Raw genomic sequence first — 19,810 nt, forward strand, 5'->3', positions numbered from 1 at the left:
CCATCGCCCGCAGCGCCGGGTCCAGCCGAGATAACCGGAATTCCGGCCGAACCCGTGCTCGACGCGGATCCGTTTCAGGTGCGGGGTCGGTACTGGTGAGCTCGCCCGTTCAACTGTCGCGCGTTATCGGCAACGTGGTGACCGTCCGTGCTCTCTCAGCCGGTGTGAAGGATCCGAAAGCGATCGGGTTCCGCCGGATCTCGATCAACGACTTGGATGGGCGTCCAAGCCCATTGCCAAACGCTGATGCCTGGCGTGCGGGAGAACTGGATCTGCCCGCGGGTGCCTTCGACCGCAACGCGCGGCCAGGATCCGGCGGTGCGCGCCCGGTCCGCGCCGTTCGAACGCAGCACATCGGCGAGGACGGCGACCGTGTCGTAGCCCTCGAAGGCGACGAAGGAGGGCGTTTCGGCTAGCCGCTCGCGGAGGGCCGTCTCGACTCGTGCGCCGAGTGGGCTGAGGCACTCGGGCAGGTAGCGCAAGAACGGGATCGCGGCGCCGTCGTCGCCCAGCAACGTCGCCCATTCGGCGAACTCCGGTTGCCCGGCCGGAGCACCGATCATGATCTCGGCGAGGCGCTGGTCGCGGCGGACGGACTTGACGATCGACACTGCCGGCTCCGGGTGGCCGACCAGAAGAAGGAGGGCTGTCGCGCGATTGTCGACGAGTTCGTCGCACACGGCCGTGGGGGCGAGCGCGCGCATGTCGAGTTCGATGACGGTGCCGCCGCGTGGAGCGAGGTAGTCCCGCAGAATGCGGGCCCCAGATGCCCAGTAGACACTCGACTCGGCTGCTACGGCGATGCGACTGTGGCCCGCGCCGAGGACCAAGAAGATGGCCCCCTGCGCCCTGCCGCGCTTCGCCCCTCCGAGCTGACCACGAGGGCGCGTTACCTCGATCGCTCTCCTGGACCGGCTATGGCCGCGCCCGCAACGTGAGGGGGTCGAAGGCGTGCCCGGCCCACAACTCACGGGAGGTCTCCTCCGGGTACGCCGTTATGCCCGGCTCGGTGTCGATGATCCAGGTATGCCTGTTCTGCGGTTCGTACGCCGGCCAGCCCGGATCGCCGGTCGTGGCGAAGGCGATCCATGCCGCGCGGACCCGGGCCGACAGCTCTGCCGCGGCTGGTGGCGGCTCCAGCCCGATCAGCAGTCCTGCCGCTCCAGCGGTCAGGTTGCCGAACGTCAATGGCAGGCCGAGCCCGTGGCAGGCGCCGAGGGTATCGCCGCCCATGCCGGGGGCCGGCCAGGTCAGCTCGTACAGGTGGGCCCGGCCGTGCCTTTGGTGGGCCTCGGCCAGCCGGACGGAAGGCATCCGGAACATCCAGTCGGAGTGCACCAGCTCGTACAGCCGCTCCTCGTCGGCCTCCGGGTAGGCGGCCCGGTAGGCCTCCGGGTCCGGGGCGAGCTCCCGCAACGCGGTGGCCGCCCGCTCGGCGGTGATCTGGCCGGTGTCGCCCCTGATGGCCATGAACAGCCGATACTCGTCGCGGGTGTGCCCCACGATCAGCTCCACATCGCGCGCGGCCCCGTCCGCCAGTAATCGCCACGGCACCGCGGGCAGCACCTCGCCGTCCACGACCGGCGCGAACAGCGACTGGACGTACGCGACCCGGCCCCACTGCGGGAAGCCGCCCATCTTGTCCGCCACCGCGTCCCCGGCGTCGATCAGCTGCTCCGGTGACAGGCGGGCGAGTTCGTCCGCGAGCGGGGCCAGGCCCAGCTCACCGGCTACGGCGGCGGCGATGTCGGCGGCCAGCTCAGCGGAGAAGAACAGGGCCGGCACGCTCTGCGCGATCGCCCTGCGGAACAGACCGGCGGCTTGGGGCATCACCATCAGCGCCGCGATGCTCCCGGCCCCGGCGGACTCTCCGAAAACGGTGACCTGGTCCGGATCTCCGCCGAAAGCCGCGATGTTGTCGTGCACCCAGCGGAGGGCGGCCACCTGGTCCAGTAACCCGCGGTTGGCCGGTGCCCCCTGGAAGTGGCCGAAGCCCTCGGCGGAGACCCGGTAGTTGAAGGTGACCACGATGACGCCGTCCCGGGCGAGCACGCGGCCGTCGAAGACCGGGTCGCCGGACCGCCCGTACATGTAGCCCCCGCCCTGGATCCACACCATCACCGGCAGCCGGGCGGCGCCCAGGTCGGGGGACCAGACGTTGACCGTCAACCAGTCGCCGTCCGCACTGTCCGCGCCGGACGCGCCCAGCAACCTGGACTGCGGCGGCGGCGGCCCGAACGCGCCGGCCTCGCGCACCCCGTCCCACGGCTCGGCCGGCACCGGTGCGGCCAGCCGCAGCGCGTCCACCGGCGGGCGCGCGAACGGCACGCCGCGGAAGACGGCCACGCCATCCTCCACCCGCCCACGCAGCCTTCCCGTGGTCACCCGGACCTCCGGGTCTGCGGATCCGATGGCGCTCATGGCACACTCCTCTTCCGGGGGTGCCGGCTCCCATAGCCAGGCGCGGCCATCTTCACCCAAACCGCGGGCCCGCCGCACCTCAATATCGAGCGGGCCGGAGTATCGGTCTCCTGGCTCGATCGCGACCGCGTCGGCCACCGGGTCGAGTTGGTGCGCATCCACCACCAAGAGCACCCGCATTTTGCCGACATCTCCGATTCCGCCGGTGACAGTCCGCACGGCGGCCTGCGCACTGTCCGCCTCCGTGCATCGTCGCCGCCCTGCTCACTCGCTGGGGCATCAGCCAGGGCGAGCTGAGGAACCGGTGCCATGTCGGCAAGCTCGCGCCGAAGACGTTGCTCAGCAGGGTTGCCAGAGGCTTCGCGGCCACAGATCGGCGCGAGCTGCCGTGACCCGGTTCTGAGGCGAGTACGGTGCAGCGCGAACGGCACGCGGGTCGCGCTCGCGGAGCTGGCACGCCACGGCTGGATAGCAAGCGTCGGACGGCGTGACGGGCGAGGACGGCGGCTGCCGGACAGGCTGTTCGTGGCGCACCCAACCGCGCTGGGGTGACGAGGAAGGGGCCCAGCCCAGAGAAGAGCTGGGCCTCTTCCTTGCGTCTATGGGTGGCGGTTGAAACAACCGAGCAGCCCCCACAGAACGGCGCCGCCGGCGGCGAGCCCGGTCAGGAGTGCGGCGGGCCATGTGGAGCCGTCCGCGAGCATGAGAGCGGTCGCGATGCTGGTGGATGCGACTATCGCGAGCGCGATGAGAAGCGCGCGTTGCGTGTCCATACGAACCAACTCCTATCCAACGAAGAACCCCATCCGAAGCAGGCTCCATGCGCGCGATGCGCAGTGGAGCCGTCCGGGGTGGATCCAGTAGGAGAAGGCCCTCTACCTGGCACGATACGGGGATCTCCCGTACGCGCCCACGATTTCGCGCAGTTTTGACATTGGCGTGTCCCAAGGAAAAAACGGGTCTTACCGCGGCTGGACACCGGCATGCTCATGATCAAGCCAACCTGTGAACGGTCATGCCGACCGTGTCGATCAGCGTCTCCCACACGCTCGGCTCACGCAGCATCGCGTCGGGCAGGAACTCCCACGGCATCTTCCGCTCGGTCACCACCCTCGTAGTGACGGCCCTAGCGATCAGGAACCGGTCCACCGACTCCGGCACTTCGCGGCGTAAGCGAGCGGACAGTCGCATCATGCGGATCTTCCTGTTTCCAGAGCGGGTGGCGCGCACGAAAGTGGGCCGCGCCAGGCCGGGGGGAGTCTGGCGCGGCCCATCGCCGGGGGAACCATCCCATGCCCTGGAGGTGGCCGGCGAGATCAAGGGATCTAGTGCTTGAACTGCTCTTCCTCGGTGGAGCCACGCAGCGCTGTCGTCGAGGAGTCGGGGGCGACGGCGGTGCTGACGAGGTCGAAGTAGCCGGTGCCCACCTCGCGCTGGTGACGGGTGGCGGTGTAGCCGCGCGACTCGGCCGCGAACTCGGCCTCCTGCAGGTCGACGTACGCGGTCATGCCGTCGTTGGCGTAACCCTGCGCCAGGTTGAACATCGAATAATTCAAGGAGTGGAATCCGGCCAGCGTGATGAACTGGAATTTGTACCCCATGTGCCCCAGCTCCCGCTGGAACTTGGCGATCGTGGAGTCGTCCAGGTGCTTCTTCCAGTTGAACGACGGCGAGCAGTTGTAGGCCAGCATCTGGTCCGGGTACTCGGCCTTGATCGCCTCGGCGAACTCGCGGGCCACGTCGAGGTCGGGCGTGCCGGTCTCCATCCAGAGCAGGTCGGAGTGCGGTGAGTAGGCCAGGCCGCGCGCGATGCACGACTTGACGCCGTTGCGGACCCGGTAGAAGCCCTCGGCGGTCCGCTCGCCGGTGGCGAACGCCTGGTCACGGGGGTCCACGTCACTGGTCAGGAGCGTCGCGGCCTGGGCGTCGGTCCGCGCGATGATCAGAGTCGGGACACCGGCCACGTCGGCGGCCAGGCGGGCGGCGTTCAGCGTCTTGACGTGCTGGCCGGTCGGGATCAGCACCTTGCCGCCCAGGTGGCCGCACTTCTTCTCGGAGGCGAGCTGGTCCTCCCAGTGCACGCCCGCCGCACCCGCGGCGATCATGCCCTTCATGAGCTCGTACGCGTTCAGCACGCCGCCGAACCCCGCCTCGGCGTCCGCCACGATCGGCGCCAGCCAGTGCGGCCCGTCCTGGATGCCCTCTGACCAGGTGATCTGGTCGGCACGCAGCAACGCGTTGTTGATCCGGCGCACGACGGCGGGCACGGAGTTCGCCGGGTAGAGGCTCTGGTCCGGGTATGTCTGGCCGCCCAGGTTCGCGTCGGCCGCGACCTGCCAGCCGGACAGGTAGATGGCCTGCAGCCCGGCCTTCACCTGCTGGACCGCCTGGTTTCCGGTGAGCGCGCCGAGCGCGTGCACGTAGTCCTCGGTCTGCAGGAGGTTCCACAACCGCTCAGCGCCGCGCCGGGCCAGCGTGTGCTCCTCCTGGACGCTTCCGCGCAGCCTGATCACGTCCTCGGCGCGGTAAGTCCGTTCGACGCCCGCCCAGCGAGGGTCGCTGTCCCATTCGTCCTGCAGCTGCTCAGCAGCTCCCTTGAGGCGATCGTTCATTTTGCACTCCTTTGTCGTCCCCTGGGGCCTGTGCCGAGTCTGTGCCCGGGTTGGTAGGGGCCAATAGGCCGCTGTGGCTAGAAGAAGCGTCAAATTTCTTCTCAGATGAATACTCGCTGGTATTCAGCCGAGAATAAAAGGCAAGTTTTCCCGATGGACTAGACCAATCTCATGGGGCGACGGCTTCCCTCCGTGGTCTCACGACACCTCTGGGCCTGGTCCTCCGATGTCTAGAAAATGGCTGGAATTTCTGTCTAAGATGCTCGCATGGCGTCCTTGCTAGGCGAAGAACCGCTGTCTTTGACGCAGGAGCTTGATCTCATCGCGTTTGGGCAACGCCTTCGCCACCTGCGCAAACAGCGTGGTCTGACCCTTTCCGACCTTGGGTCGCGGGTTAGTAGGGCGCCCAGCCAGCTGTCGCTCCTGGAGAACGGCAAGCGCGAACCGAAGCTCACACTGCTCAAGTCCCTGGCGGCCGCGCTGGGCGTGCCCGTCGAGGAGCTGCTGCGCCGCCAGCCGCCGAACCGCCGCGCCCAGCTCGAGATCGCGCTGGAAGAGGCCCAGCGCGACCCGATCTACGCGAGCCTCGGCCTGCCCCGGCTCAAGGTCTCCGCGCGCGTGCCGAACGACGTACTCGAACACCTCCTCGGCCTGTACGGGGAGCTGCGCGCGAGGCAAGCACGGGGCACCGCAACCCCGGAAGAGGCCAGAGCCGCGAACGCCGAGCTGAGGCGCCGCCAGCGCGAGGTCGGCAACTACTTCCCCGAGATCGAGAAGGCCGCCGCCGAGGCGCTGAACTCAGTCGGCTACCGCACCGGCGCCCTGTCGCAGAGCACGATCCAGGGCCTGGTCACCCATTTCGGCTTCACGGTGCACACCGCCCAGGACCTCCCCAGGTCCGTACGCTCCATCACGGACCTCCGCAACCGCCGCATCTACGTCAAGCACGAACAGCTCGGCATGCATACCCCCCGGACGATCCTGCTGCAGACTCTCGGCCACCTCGCGCTCGGCCACGGCAAGCCACGCGACTTCGCCGACTTCCTGCGGCAGCGCACCGAGGCCAACTACTTCGCCGCCGCCGTGCTCGTACCTGAGAAGGCCGCCACCCTCTACCTGCAGGAGGCCAAGTCGGACCGGGCGCTGTCGGTGGAGGACCTGCGTGACGTGTTCGCAGTGTCCTACGAGATGGCCGCCCACCGCTTCACGAACCTGGCCACCCACCACCTCGACCTGGTCTGCCACTTCGTCCGCAACGACGCGGGCGGCACGATCTACAAGGCGTACGAGAACGACGGGATCGTGTTCCCCGCCGACGAGCAGGGGGCGATCGAGGGGCAGCGGATGTGCCTGCAGTGGTCGGGGCGCCAGGTGTTCTCCTCGCCGGACCGGTTCTCGGTGTTCTACCAGTACTCGGACTCGCCCACGGGCACCTATTTCTGCGTCGCGCACGTGGACCCGTCGCGGGAGCGGGACTTCGCGATCACGCTCGGGGTGCCGTTCAGGGAGTCGCGGTGGTTCCGGGGCAGGGAGACCACCAACCGCACCAAATCCAACTGCCCGACCGGCGACTGCTGCCGCCGCCCGCCCACTGAGCTGGCCGAACGCTGGGAGGGCTACGCCTGGCCGTCGGCCCGCGCCAACTCGCACGTCCTGGCCGCCCTGCCGCCGGGGTCGTTCCCGGGGGTGGACGAGGCGGACGTCTACACCTTCCTGGAACGGCACGCGGCCGCGATCTAGACGCCTCTTCCCGAGGCCGTCCCCGTACGTCTGAGAAGTTGCGCAGCCGTGCCTGCATGGCGCCCGCACGCGGCGGCGGTGCTACGGGCCGGACGCTCCTGATGTCCGGCGCCGCCGAGGTCCCCGCCCGCCGCTGCCGCAGATGGGCGGCTCACCATCGGCCGAGGACGTAGCTCGGCCGTCGGCTCGTCCCGGCCGGCCGGCCTGCCATCGCCTGACCGGCCTCGCTCGACGGCCATGGCCTGGCCGGCCGCACCTGGCTGGCCGCGTCTGATCGGCCGCGCCTGGCCGACCGCACCTGGCCGGTCGCGTCTGATCGGCTGCGGCTGATCTCAGCCCGCCACGATCCCGCCGCTGACCTGCGGGTCGCCCAGGGCGAGGTCGCCGACTCGTCCCCAGCGTCCAGCGGACGGAGACAAGCGCATGAGCCGCGCCTTTGTATAGGGTAGGGGGGTATGGTAGCGTCCACCGAAGAACGCGGGAGAGGAGAAGCGGATGGCCGGCTACACCCACAACAAGCAGGACCACCAGCGACGCCTGCGCCGGGTCGAAGGCCAGGTGCGCGGCCTGCAGCGGATGGTCGAGGAAGACAAATACTGCATCGACATCCTCACCCAGGTGTCGGCGGCCACCAGCGCCCTGCAGTCGTTCGCCCTCTCCCTGCTCGAAGAACACCTGAGTCACTGCGTCGCCGAGGCCTCGCTCAAGGGCGGTCCCGAGGCCCAGGTCAAGGTCAAAGAGGCCAGTGACGCCATCGCCCGTCTTGTTCGTTCCTGACCCGAAAGGTTGATCGATATGAGCACTGCCACCTACACCGTCAAGGGCATGACCTGCGGCCACTGCGTGAGCTCGGTCAAGGAGGAGGTCGGCGAGGTCCCCGGCGTCACGGGCGTCGAGGTCGACCTGGCCAGCGGCCTGCTGACCGTCGGAAGCGAGGGCCCGATCGATGAGGCGAAGATCGTCGCCGCGGTCAAGGGGGCCGGGTACGAAGTGGCTAATCCCTCGTGAACACCGCAGCCAAGCTCGGCACCTACGTCCTGGGGCTGGCCGTCGTCTTCGGCGGCGCCCTGGGCGTGGGCAGCGCGGTCGGCGAGGTGGCCCCGCCTGCGGCGGAGGAGAGCCAAGGTGCCGCCCACTCCACCGAGACGGCGGCCGCGGTGCGAGAGGATACCCCCGGAGGGCTTCAGATGTCCGAGAACGGCTACACGCTCACCCCGCTCACCTCCACGATCCGCCCCGGCGAGCCCACCGATTTCCAGTTCAAGGTGACCGGCCCCGGCGGCGAGCCGGTGACCGACTACCAGGTGCAGCACGACAAGAAGCTGCACTTCATCGTGGTCTCCCGCGACCTGACGAACTTCCAGCACGTGCACCCGGCCGAGGCCGGCGGCGGCGTCTGGACGATCAAGCTGACCCTGCCCACGGCAGGCGCCTACCGGGCCTTCGCCGACTTCGCCCCCACGGGCGCCGATGGGCTGACGCTGGGCACGGACGTGCTCGTCGCCGGTGACTACGCGCCCAAGGCGCTCCCGCCGGTCGGCCGTACGTCCACCGTGGACGGCTACACCGTCACCCTCGACGGCGACCTGATCCCCGGCCGGTCCAGCAAGCTCACCCTCAAGGTCAGCAAGGACGGCAAGCCCGTCACCGACCTGCAACCATACCTCGGCGCCTACGGCCATCTGGTCGCGCTGCGCGCCGGAGACCTGGCCTACCTGCACGTACACCCCGACGGCGCCCCCGGCGACGGCAAGACGGCCGCGGGCCCGGAGATAACCTTCTATGCCGAGGTGCCCAGCGGCGGCGACTACCGGCTGTTCCTCGACTTCCAGCACGAGGGCACCGTACGGACCGCCGACTTCACCGCCAAGGCGGCCCCCGCACCGGCCGGCACGCCGGCCCCCGCCCCGGCGACCACGCACGGCGAACACTGACCAGGACGCGACGCGAGAAAGGAGAGGTGATGTCTCCCCTCACCGATGACCGGCCACACAACGCGGTCGAACTCTCGATCGGTGGCATGACCTGCGCATCCTGCGCCAACCGGATCGAGCGCAAGCTGAACAAGCTCGACGGCGTGACGGCGACGGTCAACTACGCGACGGAGAAGGCGAAGGTCACGTTCTCCGGCGACGTCGACGCGCAGCAGCTCATCTCGGAAGTGGAGAAGGCCGGCTACACCGCCGCGCTGCCCGCACCGCCCAAGACCGAGGCGGAGGCCGCCGAACAGGAGCCGCAGGACGAGCTCCGGCCGTTGCGCAGCCGCCTGATCACCTCAGTGGTGCTGGCCGTGCCGGTGATCGCGATGGCGATGATCCCGCCGCTGCAGTTCACCAACTGGCAGTGGCTGTCGCTGACGCTGGCCGCGCCGGTGGTGGTCTACGCGGGCTGGCCGTTCCACAAGGCCGCCTGGACCAACCTGCGCCACGGCGCGGCGACGATGGACACGCTGATCTCGGTCGGCACCATCGCCGCGCTCGGCTGGTCGCTGTGGGCCCTGTTCTTCGGTACGGCCGGGACTCCCGGCATGACGCACCCGTTCGAGTTCACGATCCAGCGCACTGACGGCTCCGGCAACATCTACCTGGAGGCCGCCGCGGGGGTGACCGCGTTCATCCTGGCCGGACGCTACTTCGAGGCGCGCTCCAAGCGCCGCGCCGGAGCGGCCCTGCGTGCCCTGCTGGAGCTGGGCGCCAAGGAGGTCTCGGTGCTGCGCGACGGCGTCGAGACCCGCATCCCCGCCGACCAGCTCAAGGCAGGCGACACGTTCGTCGTACGGCCCGGCGAGAAGATCGCCACCGACGGCGTGATCGAGGAGGGCGCCTCGGCCGTCGACGCCTCGATGCTGACCGGCGAGTCGGTGCCCGTGGAGGTACGGCCCGGCGACGCCGTCACCGGCGCCACCGTCAACGCGGGCGGCCGGCTCGTGGTCCGCGCGACCAGGGTCGGCGCCGACACCCAGCTCGCCCAGATGGCCAGGCTCGTGGAGGAGGCCCAGACCGGCAAGGCGCAGGTCCAGCGGCTGGCCGACCGGATCTCCGGCATCTTCGTGCCGATCGTGATCGGACTCGCGGTCGCCACCCTGGGCTTCTGGCTCGGCACCGGTGGCGGCGCCGGGGCGGCGTTCACCGCGGCGGTGGCCGTGCTGATCATCGCCTGCCCGTGCGCGCTCGGCCTGGCCACACCCACCGCGCTGCTGGTCGGCACCGGCCGGGGCGCCCAGCTCGGCATCCTGATCAAGGGGCCGGAGGTGCTGGAGTCGACCCGCAAGGTCGACACGATCGTGCTGGACAAGACCGGCACGGTCACCGAGGGCAAGATGACCCTCACCAGCGTGCACCTGGCCGACGGCGAGAACCGCGACGAGGTCCTCAGACTCGCCGGCGCGCTGGAACACGCCTCCGAACACCCGATCGCCCAGGCCATCGCCAGGGCGGCCGGCTCCGACGCCGTGGCCGAGGACTTCGCCAACATCGAGGGTCTCGGCGTCCAGGGCGTCGTCGACGGGCACGCGGTGCTGGTCGGCCGCCCGAAGCTGCTCACGGAGTGGTCGCAGCACCTGCCCGTGGACCTGGAAGGCAAGCTGGCCGAAGAACAGGCTGCGGGCCGCACGGCGGTGGCGGTGGGCTGGGACGGTCAGGCGCGTGCGGTGCTCGTGGTGGCCGACGTGATCAAGCCGACCAGCAAGGAGGCCATCGGGCAACTGCGCGGCCTGGGCCTGACCCCTGTACTGCTGACCGGTGACAACGAGGCGGTGGCCAGGACGGTCGCGGCCGAGGTGGGCATCGATGAGGTGATCGCCGAGGTCCTGCCCGCCGACAAGGTCGACGTGATCAAGCGGCTCCAGGCTCAGGGCAAGGTCGTGGCCATGGTCGGCGACGGCGTCAACGACGCCGCCGCGCTGGCCCAGGCCGATCTCGGCCTCGCCATGGGCACCGGCACCGACGCGGCCATCGAGGCCGCCGACCTGACGCTGGTCCGCGGCGACCTGCGGGTGGCGGCCGACGCCCTCCGGCTGTCCCGCCGGACGCTCGGGACGATCAAGACGAACCTGTTCTGGGCGTTCGCGTACAACGTGGCCGCTCTGCCGTTGGCGGCGGTCGGGCTGCTGAACCCGATGATCGCGGGGGCGGCGATGGCGTTCTCGAGCGTCTTCGTGGTGAGTAACAGCTTGCGGCTGCGCCGGTTCAGGTAACGACGGTCGAAGGGGGCCGGGGGTATTCGCCTCCGGCCACTTCGGCGTTTGTCACGGCTTAGCGGGGCTTTTCCGCCGTCTTGTTGCGGCGCCCGGCCCTGTGCGGGCTCAGCGGCCGTATTCGTGGAGGCCCTCAGCCCTGGTCGGCGGGTGGGTCTTCCCGGGCTTGCCGTACAGGAGAAATGTCGTTAAAAACGGGAGGGCCCGCGCGGTCCTTAAGAACGCGCGGGCTTAAGAACGGGCGGTCCAGTAAAAAACGGGGCGGTCCATTAAGTACGGGGCGGTCTGTTGAGAGCGAGGGCGGCGGCTTGGTCGCGGAGGGCGTGGCGGCTTTCGGGGGAGTCTGCTTCGTCGCCCAAGATGATGCGCGCGAGCTGCGGCATCATCGACTGGAACAACGCCAGCCCCGTCAACAGGAACAACGTGCGCGCCGTCGCCGCGTCCGGCTCCTCGCCCCGGCCCTCGGCGAGCGAGGCCGTCTTGCGGGCGCAGCGTTCGACGCGGGCCTCCTGGCCGGGGAGCAGGTCCTGGCCGCGGTAGTTGAGCGCCTCCCACATCAGCAGGCGCACCAGGTCGGGGTGCTCGCGGTAGTAGTCGGTCAGCTTGGCCACGTAGTCGACCGGGTCGGCGCCCGGTAGCGCGATCTGCGCGGTCAGGTCGTCGAGCGCCTCCGTGATGACCGCGTCGAACAGTTTTTCCTTGCTGCCGAAATGGCCGTAGATGCGCTCCTTGTTGACGCCTGCGCGTTCGGCGATGCGATCCACGCGGGCGCCCGCGATGCCGTACGCGGCGAACTCCTCCCGCGCGGCCTCCAGGAGGGCGGCCCGGGTGGCGGCGGTCGAGACCTTGGGTGCCATGGTGTCCATCTTGCCACGACCAACCGGTTGGTTGTAACCCAACTGACTGGTTGACATCCAACTGGTTGGTTGGCTACCGTCCCGGCACATGACTCTTTCTTTTGTGCGTTCCGCGTCGGCCGACGCCGGCGAACGGGCGCGTGCTGAGACCGCCGGAGGTGTCGCGGCGTTCGGACGGACGATGGTGGCCTTCGTGCTCACCGCCGTCCTCGTCAGTGGTCAGCTGTACGTCGTAATCCCGCTCTTGCATGACATGGCGACCGGCTGGGGCGCATCCGCCGGTGCTCTGACCTGGTTGGTCACCGCCTTTGGGATCGGGTATGGCGTCGGATTCCTGGTGTTCGGTCCGTTGTCCGACCGGTTCGGGCGCAGGCGGTTGCTCATGTTGGGCCTGCCGCTGGCCGCCGTCGCCACCGCGTTGGTGGCCCTGAGCCCCTCGCCGGAGGTGGCCTTCGTGCTGCGGGCGGTGCAGGGCGTGGTCGTGGCGATGTTCCCGCCGGCGGGTATGGCGTACCTGGTCGAGCGCATCGAGCCGAGGCGCAGGGTGGTGGCGATCGCCGCGGTGACCAGCGCGTTCCTCGCCTCGGCCGTACTGCTGCAGGTGGCCGCGCAGGTGCTGGTGGAGGTGATCGGCTGGCGGGGCCTGTTCGGGCTGTCGGCGGCCGGGTTCGCGCTGGCCGCGCTCGGCTTGCGGGCCGTCATGCTGCCCGACCTGCCGAGTGCGGGGACGGGGTCGCTGCTGTCGGTGTACCGGTCGGTGCCGGGGTTGCTGTTCGACCGGGTGCTGCTGCTGCGGTACGTCGCGACGATCGTGTTGATGGTCGGCTTCGTGGCCGTCTACACCGGATTGCAGATCTACGGCATGGCGACGCCCCGCGAACTGCTCCTGCTGCGTGCCGGCGGCCTGCCCTCGATCGTGCTCGTGCCGCTGCTCATGCCCTGGCTGGGCCGGGTCTCGGCGACCACTCGGGCCGTGTCGCTGCTGTTCGCGGGGGCCGTCGCGCTGGCCGTCGTCGGCTGGACGGCCGCCGCCGCGCTGGGCCTGGTGCTCCTGCTCGCCGTCTATGTCGCCTCGATCACGGGTGGACTGCCGAGCCTCAATGAAGCGGTCTCCGCGCGGGCGGGGCGAGCGCGCGGCACGGCTCTGGCGCTGTTCTCCTTCGCGCTCGCCGTCGGTGGCAGCATCGGTCCCCAGGTTGCCGCCGCGTTCGGCGGATTCGGCCCGCTCATGTACGGCCTGGCGATCGCGATGGTTCTGGCCGCCGTCGCCGTACTGGCCTCGACCCTGCCCAGGCGCCCGGCCCCGCACGGTCACTGACGGTGACCACTGGTGGCGGGGGGTGCGGACCATGCCGAAGGTTGGGCGGGCTGGCTTCCGATGAGGACTACTGGCCGGTAGGGTGTTACCAGCGGTAACGGCCGGGAGTCTGCGGGCCGTATCTGGATCAGGCGCTTTTCACGGGATGTTTCAGGGAGTAACAATATGGGCGGCTTCTGTCCAGAATTGAGCGACGACGTCGCCGAGGTGCGCGACTGGGTGCACGAGTTCGCCCGCGACGTGATCCGCCCAGCAGGCGCGGAGTGGGACGAACGCGAGGAGACCCCCTGGCCCGTCATCCAGGAGGCCGCCAAGATCGGCCTGTACTCGCTCGACTTCTTCGCCACTCAGTGGTTCGAGGAGAGCGGCCTGGCGCTGCCGGTGGCGTTCGAGGAGATCTTCTGGGGTGACGCGGGCATCGGCCTGTCCATCGTCGGCACCGGCCTGGCCGCCGCCGCCCTGTCCTCGAACGGCACTCCGGAGCAGATGGGGGAGTGGCTGCCGCAGATGTTCGGCACGGAGAACGACGTCAAGCTCGGCGCCTTCTGCGCCTCGGAACCGGACGCGGGTTCCGACATCGGGTCGATCCGTACCCGCGCCGTGTACTCCGGCGGCGACTGGGTCCTGAACGGCGTCAAGACCTGGGCCACCAACGGCGGCATCGCGAACGTCCACGTCGTGGTCGCCTCGGTAGAACCGTCGCTGGGCACCCGAGGCCAGGCCACCTTCGTCATCCCGCCCGGCACTCCCGGCCTGTCGATGGGGCAGAAATTCCGCAAACACGGCATCCGCGCCTCCCACACCGCCGAGGTCGTCCTGGACAACGTCCGCATCCCCGGCTCCTGCCTCCTGGGCGGCAAGGACAAGCTCGACGCCCGCCTGGCCCGCGTACGCAACGGCGAACGTGCCGGTGAGCAGGGGGCGATGCGTACGTTCGAGACCACCCGCCCCTCGGTGGCCGCCATGGCGGTCGGCATCGCGCGGGCCGGCTTCGAGTACGCCAGGGACTACGCGCGGGAACGCGAGCAGTTCGGCCGCAAGATCGGTGAGAACCAGGCGATCGCCTTCCTCCTCGCCGACATGGCGACCCGCGTGGACATGGCCCGCCTGCTCACCTGGCGTGCGGCCTGGATGGCCAGGAAGGGCAAGCAGTTCGAACAGGCGGAAGGCTCGATGTCGAAGCTGGTGGCGGGGGAGACGGCGGTCTGGGTGACGGAGCAGGCGATCCAGATCCTGGGTGGGGCGGGGTATACGAGGGAGCACCCGGTGGAACGCTTCCACCGGGACGCCAAGATCTACACCATTTTCGAAGGGACGTCCGAAATTCAGCGGTTGATCATCGGCCGCGCCGTCACCGGCCTCCAGGTTCGCTAAGAACTTCGCACGTCAGCAGGGGTGACGTGACGCGGGTAGATTCACCGCAGCACATCACCCTGCCTGATGCCTTGCCGATGGAACAGACCTCAGTTCTGTCTCAGTTCTGTCTCACCGGCTTCGAGTTGCCGGAGTTGCCGATCGATAGCTTCGCGGACTCGATTGTGCGACGAAGGCAGCATGTGAGCGTAGACACGGAGAGTAAGCGCCGGATCGGAGTGCCCCAGGTACTCGGACAAGTCCTTGATTGTCACGCCACCTGCCAGAGTGACGCTGGCGAAGTAGTGGCGAAGCTGGTGTGTGCCCTCCTGGCGATTGGTGAGGTACTGGCGCCGGCCTTGTGCGTCCCTGACCGGCTCAGGAAGGACCCCGGCCGCGACGAGCGCAGGCTTCCAGACACTCAAGTCGTAGTTCCGGTGCCGAATGTGTAAATCATCGGTCGCCCAGCGGAACAGCAGGTTGTGAGTACGCGGCTTTCCATTGGGTTTCTCCCAGGGCAGCGTGTACGGCCGCGGCTCGTGGGCGTCGATGTGCGTGCGCAGGTGCTCCGCAACCCACTGAGACATGGGGATAGTGCGTTCCTTGTCCCTCTTCGGCAGGGCGAAGACGAAGTCGCTCCTCAGCTTCTTGACCTGGCGCCGCACGTGAATGGTCATCTCCTCGAAATCCACGTCCTCGAGGGCGAGCCCGAACCACTCACCTGCCCGCATGCCACACCCCGCCCCGAGGACGGGCATCGCCCGTAGGTGCTCGGGATGGGCGGCGATGATCGCGAGAACCACCAGGTCCGCCCAGGGAACCACCTTCTTGTACGCGTGCGCAGGTGCTTTGACGATCTCGGCCTTGGCTGGGTTCTTCTTGATCTTCTCGTCGGCAACGGCGAGATCAAGGATGCCTTGCAGAACGAGGAGCGCTGTGATCGGAGTTGAGGCCTCGTACCGCTCACCGAGTTCGGCCAGAAACTCCTGAACCTCGGACGGCTTGATCGACCCCACCTTTCGTTTGCCGAACTTGGGCTCGACGTGGAGCCGATGCATCGACTCGTACCGGATGAGAGAGGCCGGGTCGATGCCCGAGCGGGAGGACAGCCACCGCTGCCCGTAGGAGGCGAACTGGGCGTTGCCGGCGGCTGGGTCGATGTACTCGCCTCGCTCTAGGTCCTCCTCCATCTTCCGGGCGTACTTCTTGGCGGCGTCCTTCACGCGCCGCGTGGCGGTCTTCTCCCTGCCATCTGGGCCGATCCAGACGCCCTGCCACCGGTTCGCCTCCGGGTTTCCGCCGTTGTCGGGATGCTTCGTGGTCTTCTTCCGGATGGGCTTGCCGTCCGGTCCTTTGACCGTCGTGAACCACAGGTCTCTCACGCGGGCCATCTGCTTCTCCTGGGCGTTGTGGCGGAGCGCGTCGGCGGTGTTTCGCCTGGTGTCGGACCATGCAGGCGAGTGGCGATCACCGTCATCGGAAGCCCTGGTGACGCGCTTAGTGATCTTTGTAGACACGTCTCGTGCAAGCGCACTCGTCGCGCTATGGTGTTTCTGACGCGTCTGACACGTCGAATAACGCTGTTTGTATCACACGAGTCCGCCGCAACAAGGGCGAAAGCCCACAACCGAGACTTCGCTCACTCGGAAGTCACGGAGCCAGGCAACAAGAAAGGCGCCCCCCGCCAAGCGGAGAGCGCCTCACACATCATCGTCAACACCGCATCCACTGACCGGTTCCAGGTTGGTCGCCAGACGAACCGATCGGGTGGGTGCCACAGAAAATGCTTGGAGCCGAAGATATCACCTCGCCAAGCGTTCGCCCTGGCGCGCCCGAACCACCGGCGCACACCACGGCCGAACGCCTCTCAACCCTCGCTGATCCCCTCCCGCGCGGCGGTCCTGTCCGCCGTCCCCGAGGGCATGCGCCGCGCCACCTCCCAGCGGGCGTTCCTCCGCGCCGTCAAGGAGCACCCCGACGCGCTCGCGCTGAAGTGCCACGCCTACCGGAACCTCACCGAAGTGGCGGGCAAGCTCGCCGACTGGGCCGACTGGACCACGCTGACGACCCGCCCGACCGAGCAGCGAATCGCTGATGACCTTGACCTGGCGCTGTCCACGGTGAAGCGCTGGATCAGATGGCTGCGTGAGCGCGGCTTCCTCGGCGTCGTCGAGGAAGGTACGACGAACCGGTTCCGCAGGGGCAACCAGTGCGGGCTCACCGACGACGGCTTGGGTAACAGAGCGGCCGTCTGGGTCCTGTGCACGCCTATCCCTGAGCTGGACGAAACCGACATGCGCACCGACAAAACGACAACTGAACCCCCTTCCTTGACTCTCCCTAAGAGAGTCAAGGAAGGTCCTACGCACGCGCGCGAGGAAAGATCATCTCCGCGCCGCTCGAACCGAATCTCGACGACGAACGAGGCCGCCGCCACGCCGGGGACCCGCAAGCACGCGCTCCAGGTCGCCCAGAAGATCCACGACGAGAGCACCACACTGGGGCGGCTATCCCCGTGGTACATCCGGCACCTGACCAGGGTCTTCGTCGCTGCGGGGTGGACCGCCGCCGACGTGCTGCACGCCCTCGACCACCAGCCGGACGGCGCGGCCTGGACCTACACCTGGACCAGCCGCGACCAGATCCGCAACACCCCCGGCTGGGTGCGGTTCCGGCTGTCGGCGTGGCTGGACGAGCACGGTCGGCCCCTGCCCGGCAAGTCGCAGCGGCTCATGGCGGCCGCCGCCCAACTCCGCGCCGAGCGAGCAGCGCTGCGGGAGCGGTTCGAGGAGATGAGAGCTCGTCGTGTCGGTGGGCCGGTCGAGCCGCCGCCGAGGTTGAGCAGGGCGGAAGCTCTCGCGGGCCCGCCGGTGGCCGAGCAGGGTTCCTCGTCCGGTCCTGGTGAGGCTTACCGGGCGGCGCGCGCAGCGTTGGATGCCAAGCGGCTGCAGCGGGAGGCTGAGCGTCTTCGGTGGTTGGCGTCATGAGCGACGAGTACGCCGAGAGGGCGCAGCAGGCGCGGGAGTTGCTGGCGCGGTCGTCACCGGCGGCTGCTCGGGCGATGCGGGCTCGTGACCAAGAAGCTGCGCGACCGCGCCGGGTGGTGGAGGAGGGGCGGTGGGCCCTGATCGATTGGCAGGTGAAGCAGTCGATCGAGGCACAGCCGCAGCTCGTCGAGGTCTCGCCGCCGGAGGTTGAGGAGGCGGTGAAGGACGAGGAGGCGGAGCGGCGTCGGGTGTCGCTGGCGCGGGCGCGGATGCGAGCCCGCGCGCACCGACAAAACGACAAATCCTGATCTACGCGGTAAAGGCGAGCTGGCTATTTTTTTTACAGAGTGGCGAAAACGTTGGGCCGATTGAACACAGTGCCTGGCGGATACGCCCCTTCGGCTGGCTGCCTGTGTGGCCTTATGTGCTAGATGGAGGCGGCGCGACCTGCGGGTTCGCTAGTGCGTAGACAAGTAGCGGCCCCTGTGCGACGACTCAGGCTTCCGTGGCTTCGGCATGTTAGTGGATCTTCAAAGGTGGAATCGTTTTTATGCCTTCATTCCCCGATCCCAAGGGCTTTGGGCCTATTGGGAGGGGCGGGTGGCTGTATGGAGTCGGTGGCGCGGCGGGCAGGCTGGTTGCGGGCGCTTGGTGCTGGGACGGTAGGTCTGGGCGGACCTGCTCTGGCAGGGGCCGTCTTCCCAGGGTTGGGTGTCGCCCTGTTCGGCCTGGAGATGGCCGTCGTGTTGATTGTGCTAGGGGCGGCGCTGTTCGGCTCCGAGATGATCAGCGAGCGGGCGTTCCGATTGCTGCGGTGGATGTCGAATCGTCCGGAGCCGAAGGGGCCGCCGAGTCGCCCCCGGAAGGTGTAGATCTAGCGTCCGCAAGTACCGCTGAACGCGCGTCAGATCCACGGAGACGCGCGTTCGATGAACGTCCGGTGCATCTGACGCATCGCACGACATAAGACGCTTAGGACGCGTCTGACGCGTTGATCGAATCGTTACGAGGAGACGAGATCACCGAACCCCTTAATGTCTATATCACCCTCTTGTATATGTTAGCGTCGAAGACGTAACACCACAAAAACCGCTCCTGACCAGCCAAAACGCCGGAATGAACGCCACCACCGGCATCATCACCCGGCTGGACAGGCCCGACAAAATGTGCTGATAGCGGCACCGCAATCAACAAGCAGGCTACGGCCCCGCGACCGCCACGGTCGCGGGGCCGCGGCATGTCACAAGGGAAACGACATGGACACGATGACCATCCGAACCCACACCGAACTGCTCGCCGCAGTGAAGGGAGTTCGCAACGCGGGCGGCACTACCAGCCAGATGCTCGCGACCATCACCCGCATGCTGACCGACCCGGCCGCCCCCGAGCAGTACGAGGACATCCTGGACACCGTCACCCGGACGGCCGCCCACCACTTCGCGTACGAGAAGGACACCGGCCCCACCCCGTACCCGGACGACGCCACGTACGACAACCTCGCCCCCGAAGGCCAGATGGTCGTCATCCGGCATGTCATCTTCGACTTCGGCGTGCGGATCCAGCCGACCGCGACGTCCACCACCCCGGCCAGCAAGGACACGACCACTCGTTACCTGGCCATCGCGATCGACGAGCTGAACGTCTTCGAGCTCGGCATCGACGGCGCTCCCCTCCCCGCGCACCACCTGGTGGCCATCTCCGAAGCCGAGGAGTACACCGAAGACGGCGAGACGAAGCTGTTCCCCCTGCCCAACGTCGTCGCCATCCTCGACTCCGGCGCCCACCTTGGCGACGACGCCCCTGCGCTGGACGGCCTGCTCACGGCTCACGGCTGGAAGCTGGTCGGGGAGAGCGACAGCCACCCCGACAACGCCGAGCACGAGGTGTCCCCGGCCGACCCGCAAAGGACGCCGCCCGGCATCGAGTACCACGCCGGCCGCCCGATGCCCTACTACCTCGACGGCCGGAAAAAGCTTGACGAGCGCGGCTCGCTGCTCGACGCGATGCTCATCGCGACGTTCACCGCCGCCCAGGCCACCGACCCCGCCACATATGGCCTCGACCACGTCGGCGTCGAGCTGCTGCTGATTGGCGCCTCCCGCGCCGCCGTGGACGACCGGCTCGACGACGAGCAAATCGTCCGGGGCAACGCTGGCCTCGACTGCAAGCGGCGCCTGTTCATGGCCGCGTGCGCGGCGATCGACAAGGCGCTCGACATGATCCGTGAGCGCGCCACCTGCCGCACCTGCGACGGCGCCGCCGTCACCCGCACGACGGACGGCAAGCCCGTCTGCGCCAACACCGGCCACTGAACGCCAGCAAAGGAG

The 19,810-nt window shown here is 68.5% G+C and carries 17 protein-coding genes; 10 read left to right on the forward strand and 7 right to left on the reverse strand.

All coding sequences use genetic code 11. The features are described 5' to 3' along the window. Positions 1-155: 155 nt before the first annotated feature. The 5 genes from KLK06_RS54970 to aceA all read right to left on the reverse strand — a co-directional run bounded on the left by KLK06_RS54970 (position 156) and on the right by aceA (position 5,033). Positions 156-830 carry an ABC transporter substrate-binding protein gene (locus KLK06_RS54970; protein ID WP_250907528.1) on the reverse strand — a complete coding sequence of 225 codons (675 nt, stop codon included), beginning with the start codon at positions 828-830 and terminating at the stop codon, positions 156-158. A gap of 85 nt (positions 831-915) precedes the next feature. Continuing rightward, positions 916-2,421 (reverse strand): carboxylesterase/lipase family protein, encoded by a 1,506-nt coding sequence (locus tag KLK06_RS54975; RefSeq protein WP_214643867.1) that lies wholly within the window; start codon positions 2,419-2,421, stop codon positions 916-918. A gap of 599 nt (positions 2,422-3,020) precedes the next feature. After that, complete coding sequence (locus KLK06_RS54980; protein WP_214643868.1) at positions 3,021-3,194, reverse strand: hypothetical protein; 174 nt, start codon at positions 3,192-3,194, stop codon at positions 3,021-3,023. Between the two features lie 220 nt (positions 3,195-3,414). Continuing rightward, positions 3,415-3,615, reverse strand: a complete 201-nt coding sequence (locus KLK06_RS54985) for a hypothetical protein (RefSeq protein ID WP_214643869.1) — start codon at positions 3,613-3,615, stop codon at positions 3,415-3,417. Between the two features lie 131 nt (positions 3,616-3,746). Next, a complete protein-coding gene (gene aceA, locus KLK06_RS54990; protein ID WP_214643870.1) occupies positions 3,747-5,033 on the reverse strand; it encodes an isocitrate lyase in 1,287 nt (428 codons plus the stop codon). 267 nt (positions 5,034-5,300) lie between these two features. Between aceA and KLK06_RS54995 the strand changes: the two genes are divergently transcribed. The 5 genes from KLK06_RS54995 to KLK06_RS55015 all read left to right on the forward strand — a co-directional run bounded on the left by KLK06_RS54995 (position 5,301) and on the right by KLK06_RS55015 (position 10,968). Then, positions 5,301-6,773 (forward strand): helix-turn-helix domain-containing protein, encoded by a 1,473-nt coding sequence (locus KLK06_RS54995; protein ID WP_374197207.1) that lies wholly within the window; start codon positions 5,301-5,303, stop codon positions 6,771-6,773. Between the two features lie 495 nt (positions 6,774-7,268). Beyond that, positions 7,269-7,550, forward strand: coding sequence for a metal-sensitive transcriptional regulator (locus KLK06_RS55000; protein ID WP_214643871.1), 282 nt, complete (start codon positions 7,269-7,271; stop codon positions 7,548-7,550). 18 nt (positions 7,551-7,568) lie between these two features. After that, positions 7,569-7,781, forward strand: coding sequence for a heavy-metal-associated domain-containing protein (locus KLK06_RS55005; protein ID WP_214643872.1), 213 nt, complete (start codon positions 7,569-7,571; stop codon positions 7,779-7,781). Beyond that, complete coding sequence (locus KLK06_RS55010) at positions 7,778-8,707, forward strand: hypothetical protein (protein ID WP_214643873.1); 930 nt, start codon at positions 7,778-7,780, stop codon at positions 8,705-8,707. Before KLK06_RS55005 ends, KLK06_RS55010 begins: the two co-directional genes overlap by 4 nt. 29 nt (positions 8,708-8,736) lie before the next feature. Further along, on the forward strand, positions 8,737-10,968 hold the full coding sequence (locus tag KLK06_RS55015) for a cation-translocating P-type ATPase (RefSeq protein WP_214643874.1): 2,232 nt from the start codon (positions 8,737-8,739) through the stop codon (positions 10,966-10,968). Between the two features lie 269 nt (positions 10,969-11,237). Here the strand turns inward: KLK06_RS55015 and KLK06_RS55020 are convergent, their stop codons facing one another. Next, positions 11,238-11,825 carry a TetR/AcrR family transcriptional regulator gene (locus tag KLK06_RS55020; RefSeq protein WP_214643875.1) on the reverse strand — a complete coding sequence of 196 codons (588 nt, stop codon included), beginning with the start codon at positions 11,823-11,825 and terminating at the stop codon, positions 11,238-11,240. A gap of 88 nt (positions 11,826-11,913) precedes the next feature. On the opposite strand from KLK06_RS55020, the gene KLK06_RS55025 reads away from it, so the two are divergent. After that, complete coding sequence (locus KLK06_RS55025) at positions 11,914-13,143, forward strand: MFS transporter (RefSeq protein ID WP_214643876.1); 1,230 nt, start codon at positions 11,914-11,916, stop codon at positions 13,141-13,143. A gap of 165 nt (positions 13,144-13,308) precedes the next feature. Beyond that, positions 13,309-14,517: an acyl-CoA dehydrogenase family protein gene (locus tag KLK06_RS55030; RefSeq protein WP_214643877.1), complete on the forward strand. Its 1,209-nt coding sequence runs from the start codon at positions 13,309-13,311 to the stop codon at positions 14,515-14,517. An 89-nt stretch (positions 14,518-14,606) separates the two neighbouring features. Here KLK06_RS55030 and KLK06_RS55035 read toward each other — a convergent pair whose 3' ends face one another. Further along, positions 14,607-16,013 (reverse strand): site-specific integrase, encoded by a 1,407-nt coding sequence (locus KLK06_RS55035; protein ID WP_214643878.1) that lies wholly within the window; start codon positions 16,011-16,013, stop codon positions 14,607-14,609. A 270-nt stretch (positions 16,014-16,283) separates the two neighbouring features. Between KLK06_RS55035 and KLK06_RS55040 the strand changes: the two genes are divergently transcribed. The 3 genes from KLK06_RS55040 (at position 16,284) to KLK06_RS55050 (ending at position 19,795) form a co-directional block, all read left to right on the forward strand. Then, entirely contained in the window at positions 16,284-17,483 is a 1,200-nt protein-coding gene (locus KLK06_RS55040) for a hypothetical protein (protein ID WP_214643879.1), read from the forward strand. Beyond that, positions 17,480-17,791 (forward strand): hypothetical protein, encoded by a 312-nt coding sequence (locus tag KLK06_RS55045; protein ID WP_214643880.1) that lies wholly within the window; start codon positions 17,480-17,482, stop codon positions 17,789-17,791. Before KLK06_RS55040 ends, KLK06_RS55045 begins: the two co-directional genes overlap by 4 nt. A 957-nt stretch (positions 17,792-18,748) precedes the next feature. Further along, complete coding sequence (locus tag KLK06_RS55050; RefSeq protein WP_214643881.1) at positions 18,749-19,795, forward strand: hypothetical protein; 1,047 nt, start codon at positions 18,749-18,751, stop codon at positions 19,793-19,795. Positions 19,796-19,810: the final 15 nt, after the last annotated feature.

The sequence above is a fragment of the Nonomuraea sp. NEAU-A123 genome (genome assembly GCF_018603905.1).
Taxonomy (GTDB): Bacteria; Actinomycetota; Actinomycetes; order Streptosporangiales; family Streptosporangiaceae; genus Nonomuraea.

Coding starts and splice junctions, on each gene's coding strand:
- KLK06_RS54975 (WP_214643867.1), bottom strand. CDS start 2,421: ATGAGCGCCATCGGATCCGCAGACCCGGAGGTCCGGGTGACCACGGGA.
- KLK06_RS55020 (WP_214643875.1), bottom strand. CDS start 11,825: ATGGCACCCAAGGTCTCGACCGCCGCCACCCGGGCCGCCCTCCTGGAG.
- KLK06_RS55015 (WP_214643874.1), top strand. CDS start 8,737: ATGTCTCCCCTCACCGATGACCGGCCACACAACGCGGTCGAACTCTCG.
- KLK06_RS55005 (WP_214643872.1), top strand. CDS start 7,569: ATGAGCACTGCCACCTACACCGTCAAGGGCATGACCTGCGGCCACTGC.
- KLK06_RS55050 (WP_214643881.1), top strand. CDS start 18,749: ATGACCATCCGAACCCACACCGAACTGCTCGCCGCAGTGAAGGGAGTT.
- KLK06_RS55030 (WP_214643877.1), top strand. CDS start 13,309: ATGGGCGGCTTCTGTCCAGAATTGAGCGACGACGTCGCCGAGGTGCGC.
- KLK06_RS55000 (WP_214643871.1), top strand. CDS start 7,269: ATGGCCGGCTACACCCACAACAAGCAGGACCACCAGCGACGCCTGCGC.
- KLK06_RS54980 (WP_214643868.1), bottom strand. CDS start 3,194: ATGGACACGCAACGCGCGCTTCTCATCGCGCTCGCGATAGTCGCATCC.
- aceA (WP_214643870.1), bottom strand. CDS start 5,033: ATGAACGATCGCCTCAAGGGAGCTGCTGAGCAGCTGCAGGACGAATGG.
- KLK06_RS54985 (WP_214643869.1), bottom strand. CDS start 3,615: ATGATGCGACTGTCCGCTCGCTTACGCCGCGAAGTGCCGGAGTCGGTG.
- KLK06_RS55045 (WP_214643880.1), top strand. CDS start 17,480: ATGAGCGACGAGTACGCCGAGAGGGCGCAGCAGGCGCGGGAGTTGCTG.
- KLK06_RS54995 (WP_374197207.1), top strand. CDS start 5,301: ATGGCGTCCTTGCTAGGCGAAGAACCGCTGTCTTTGACGCAGGAGCTT.
- KLK06_RS55025 (WP_214643876.1), top strand. CDS start 11,914: ATGACTCTTTCTTTTGTGCGTTCCGCGTCGGCCGACGCCGGCGAACGG.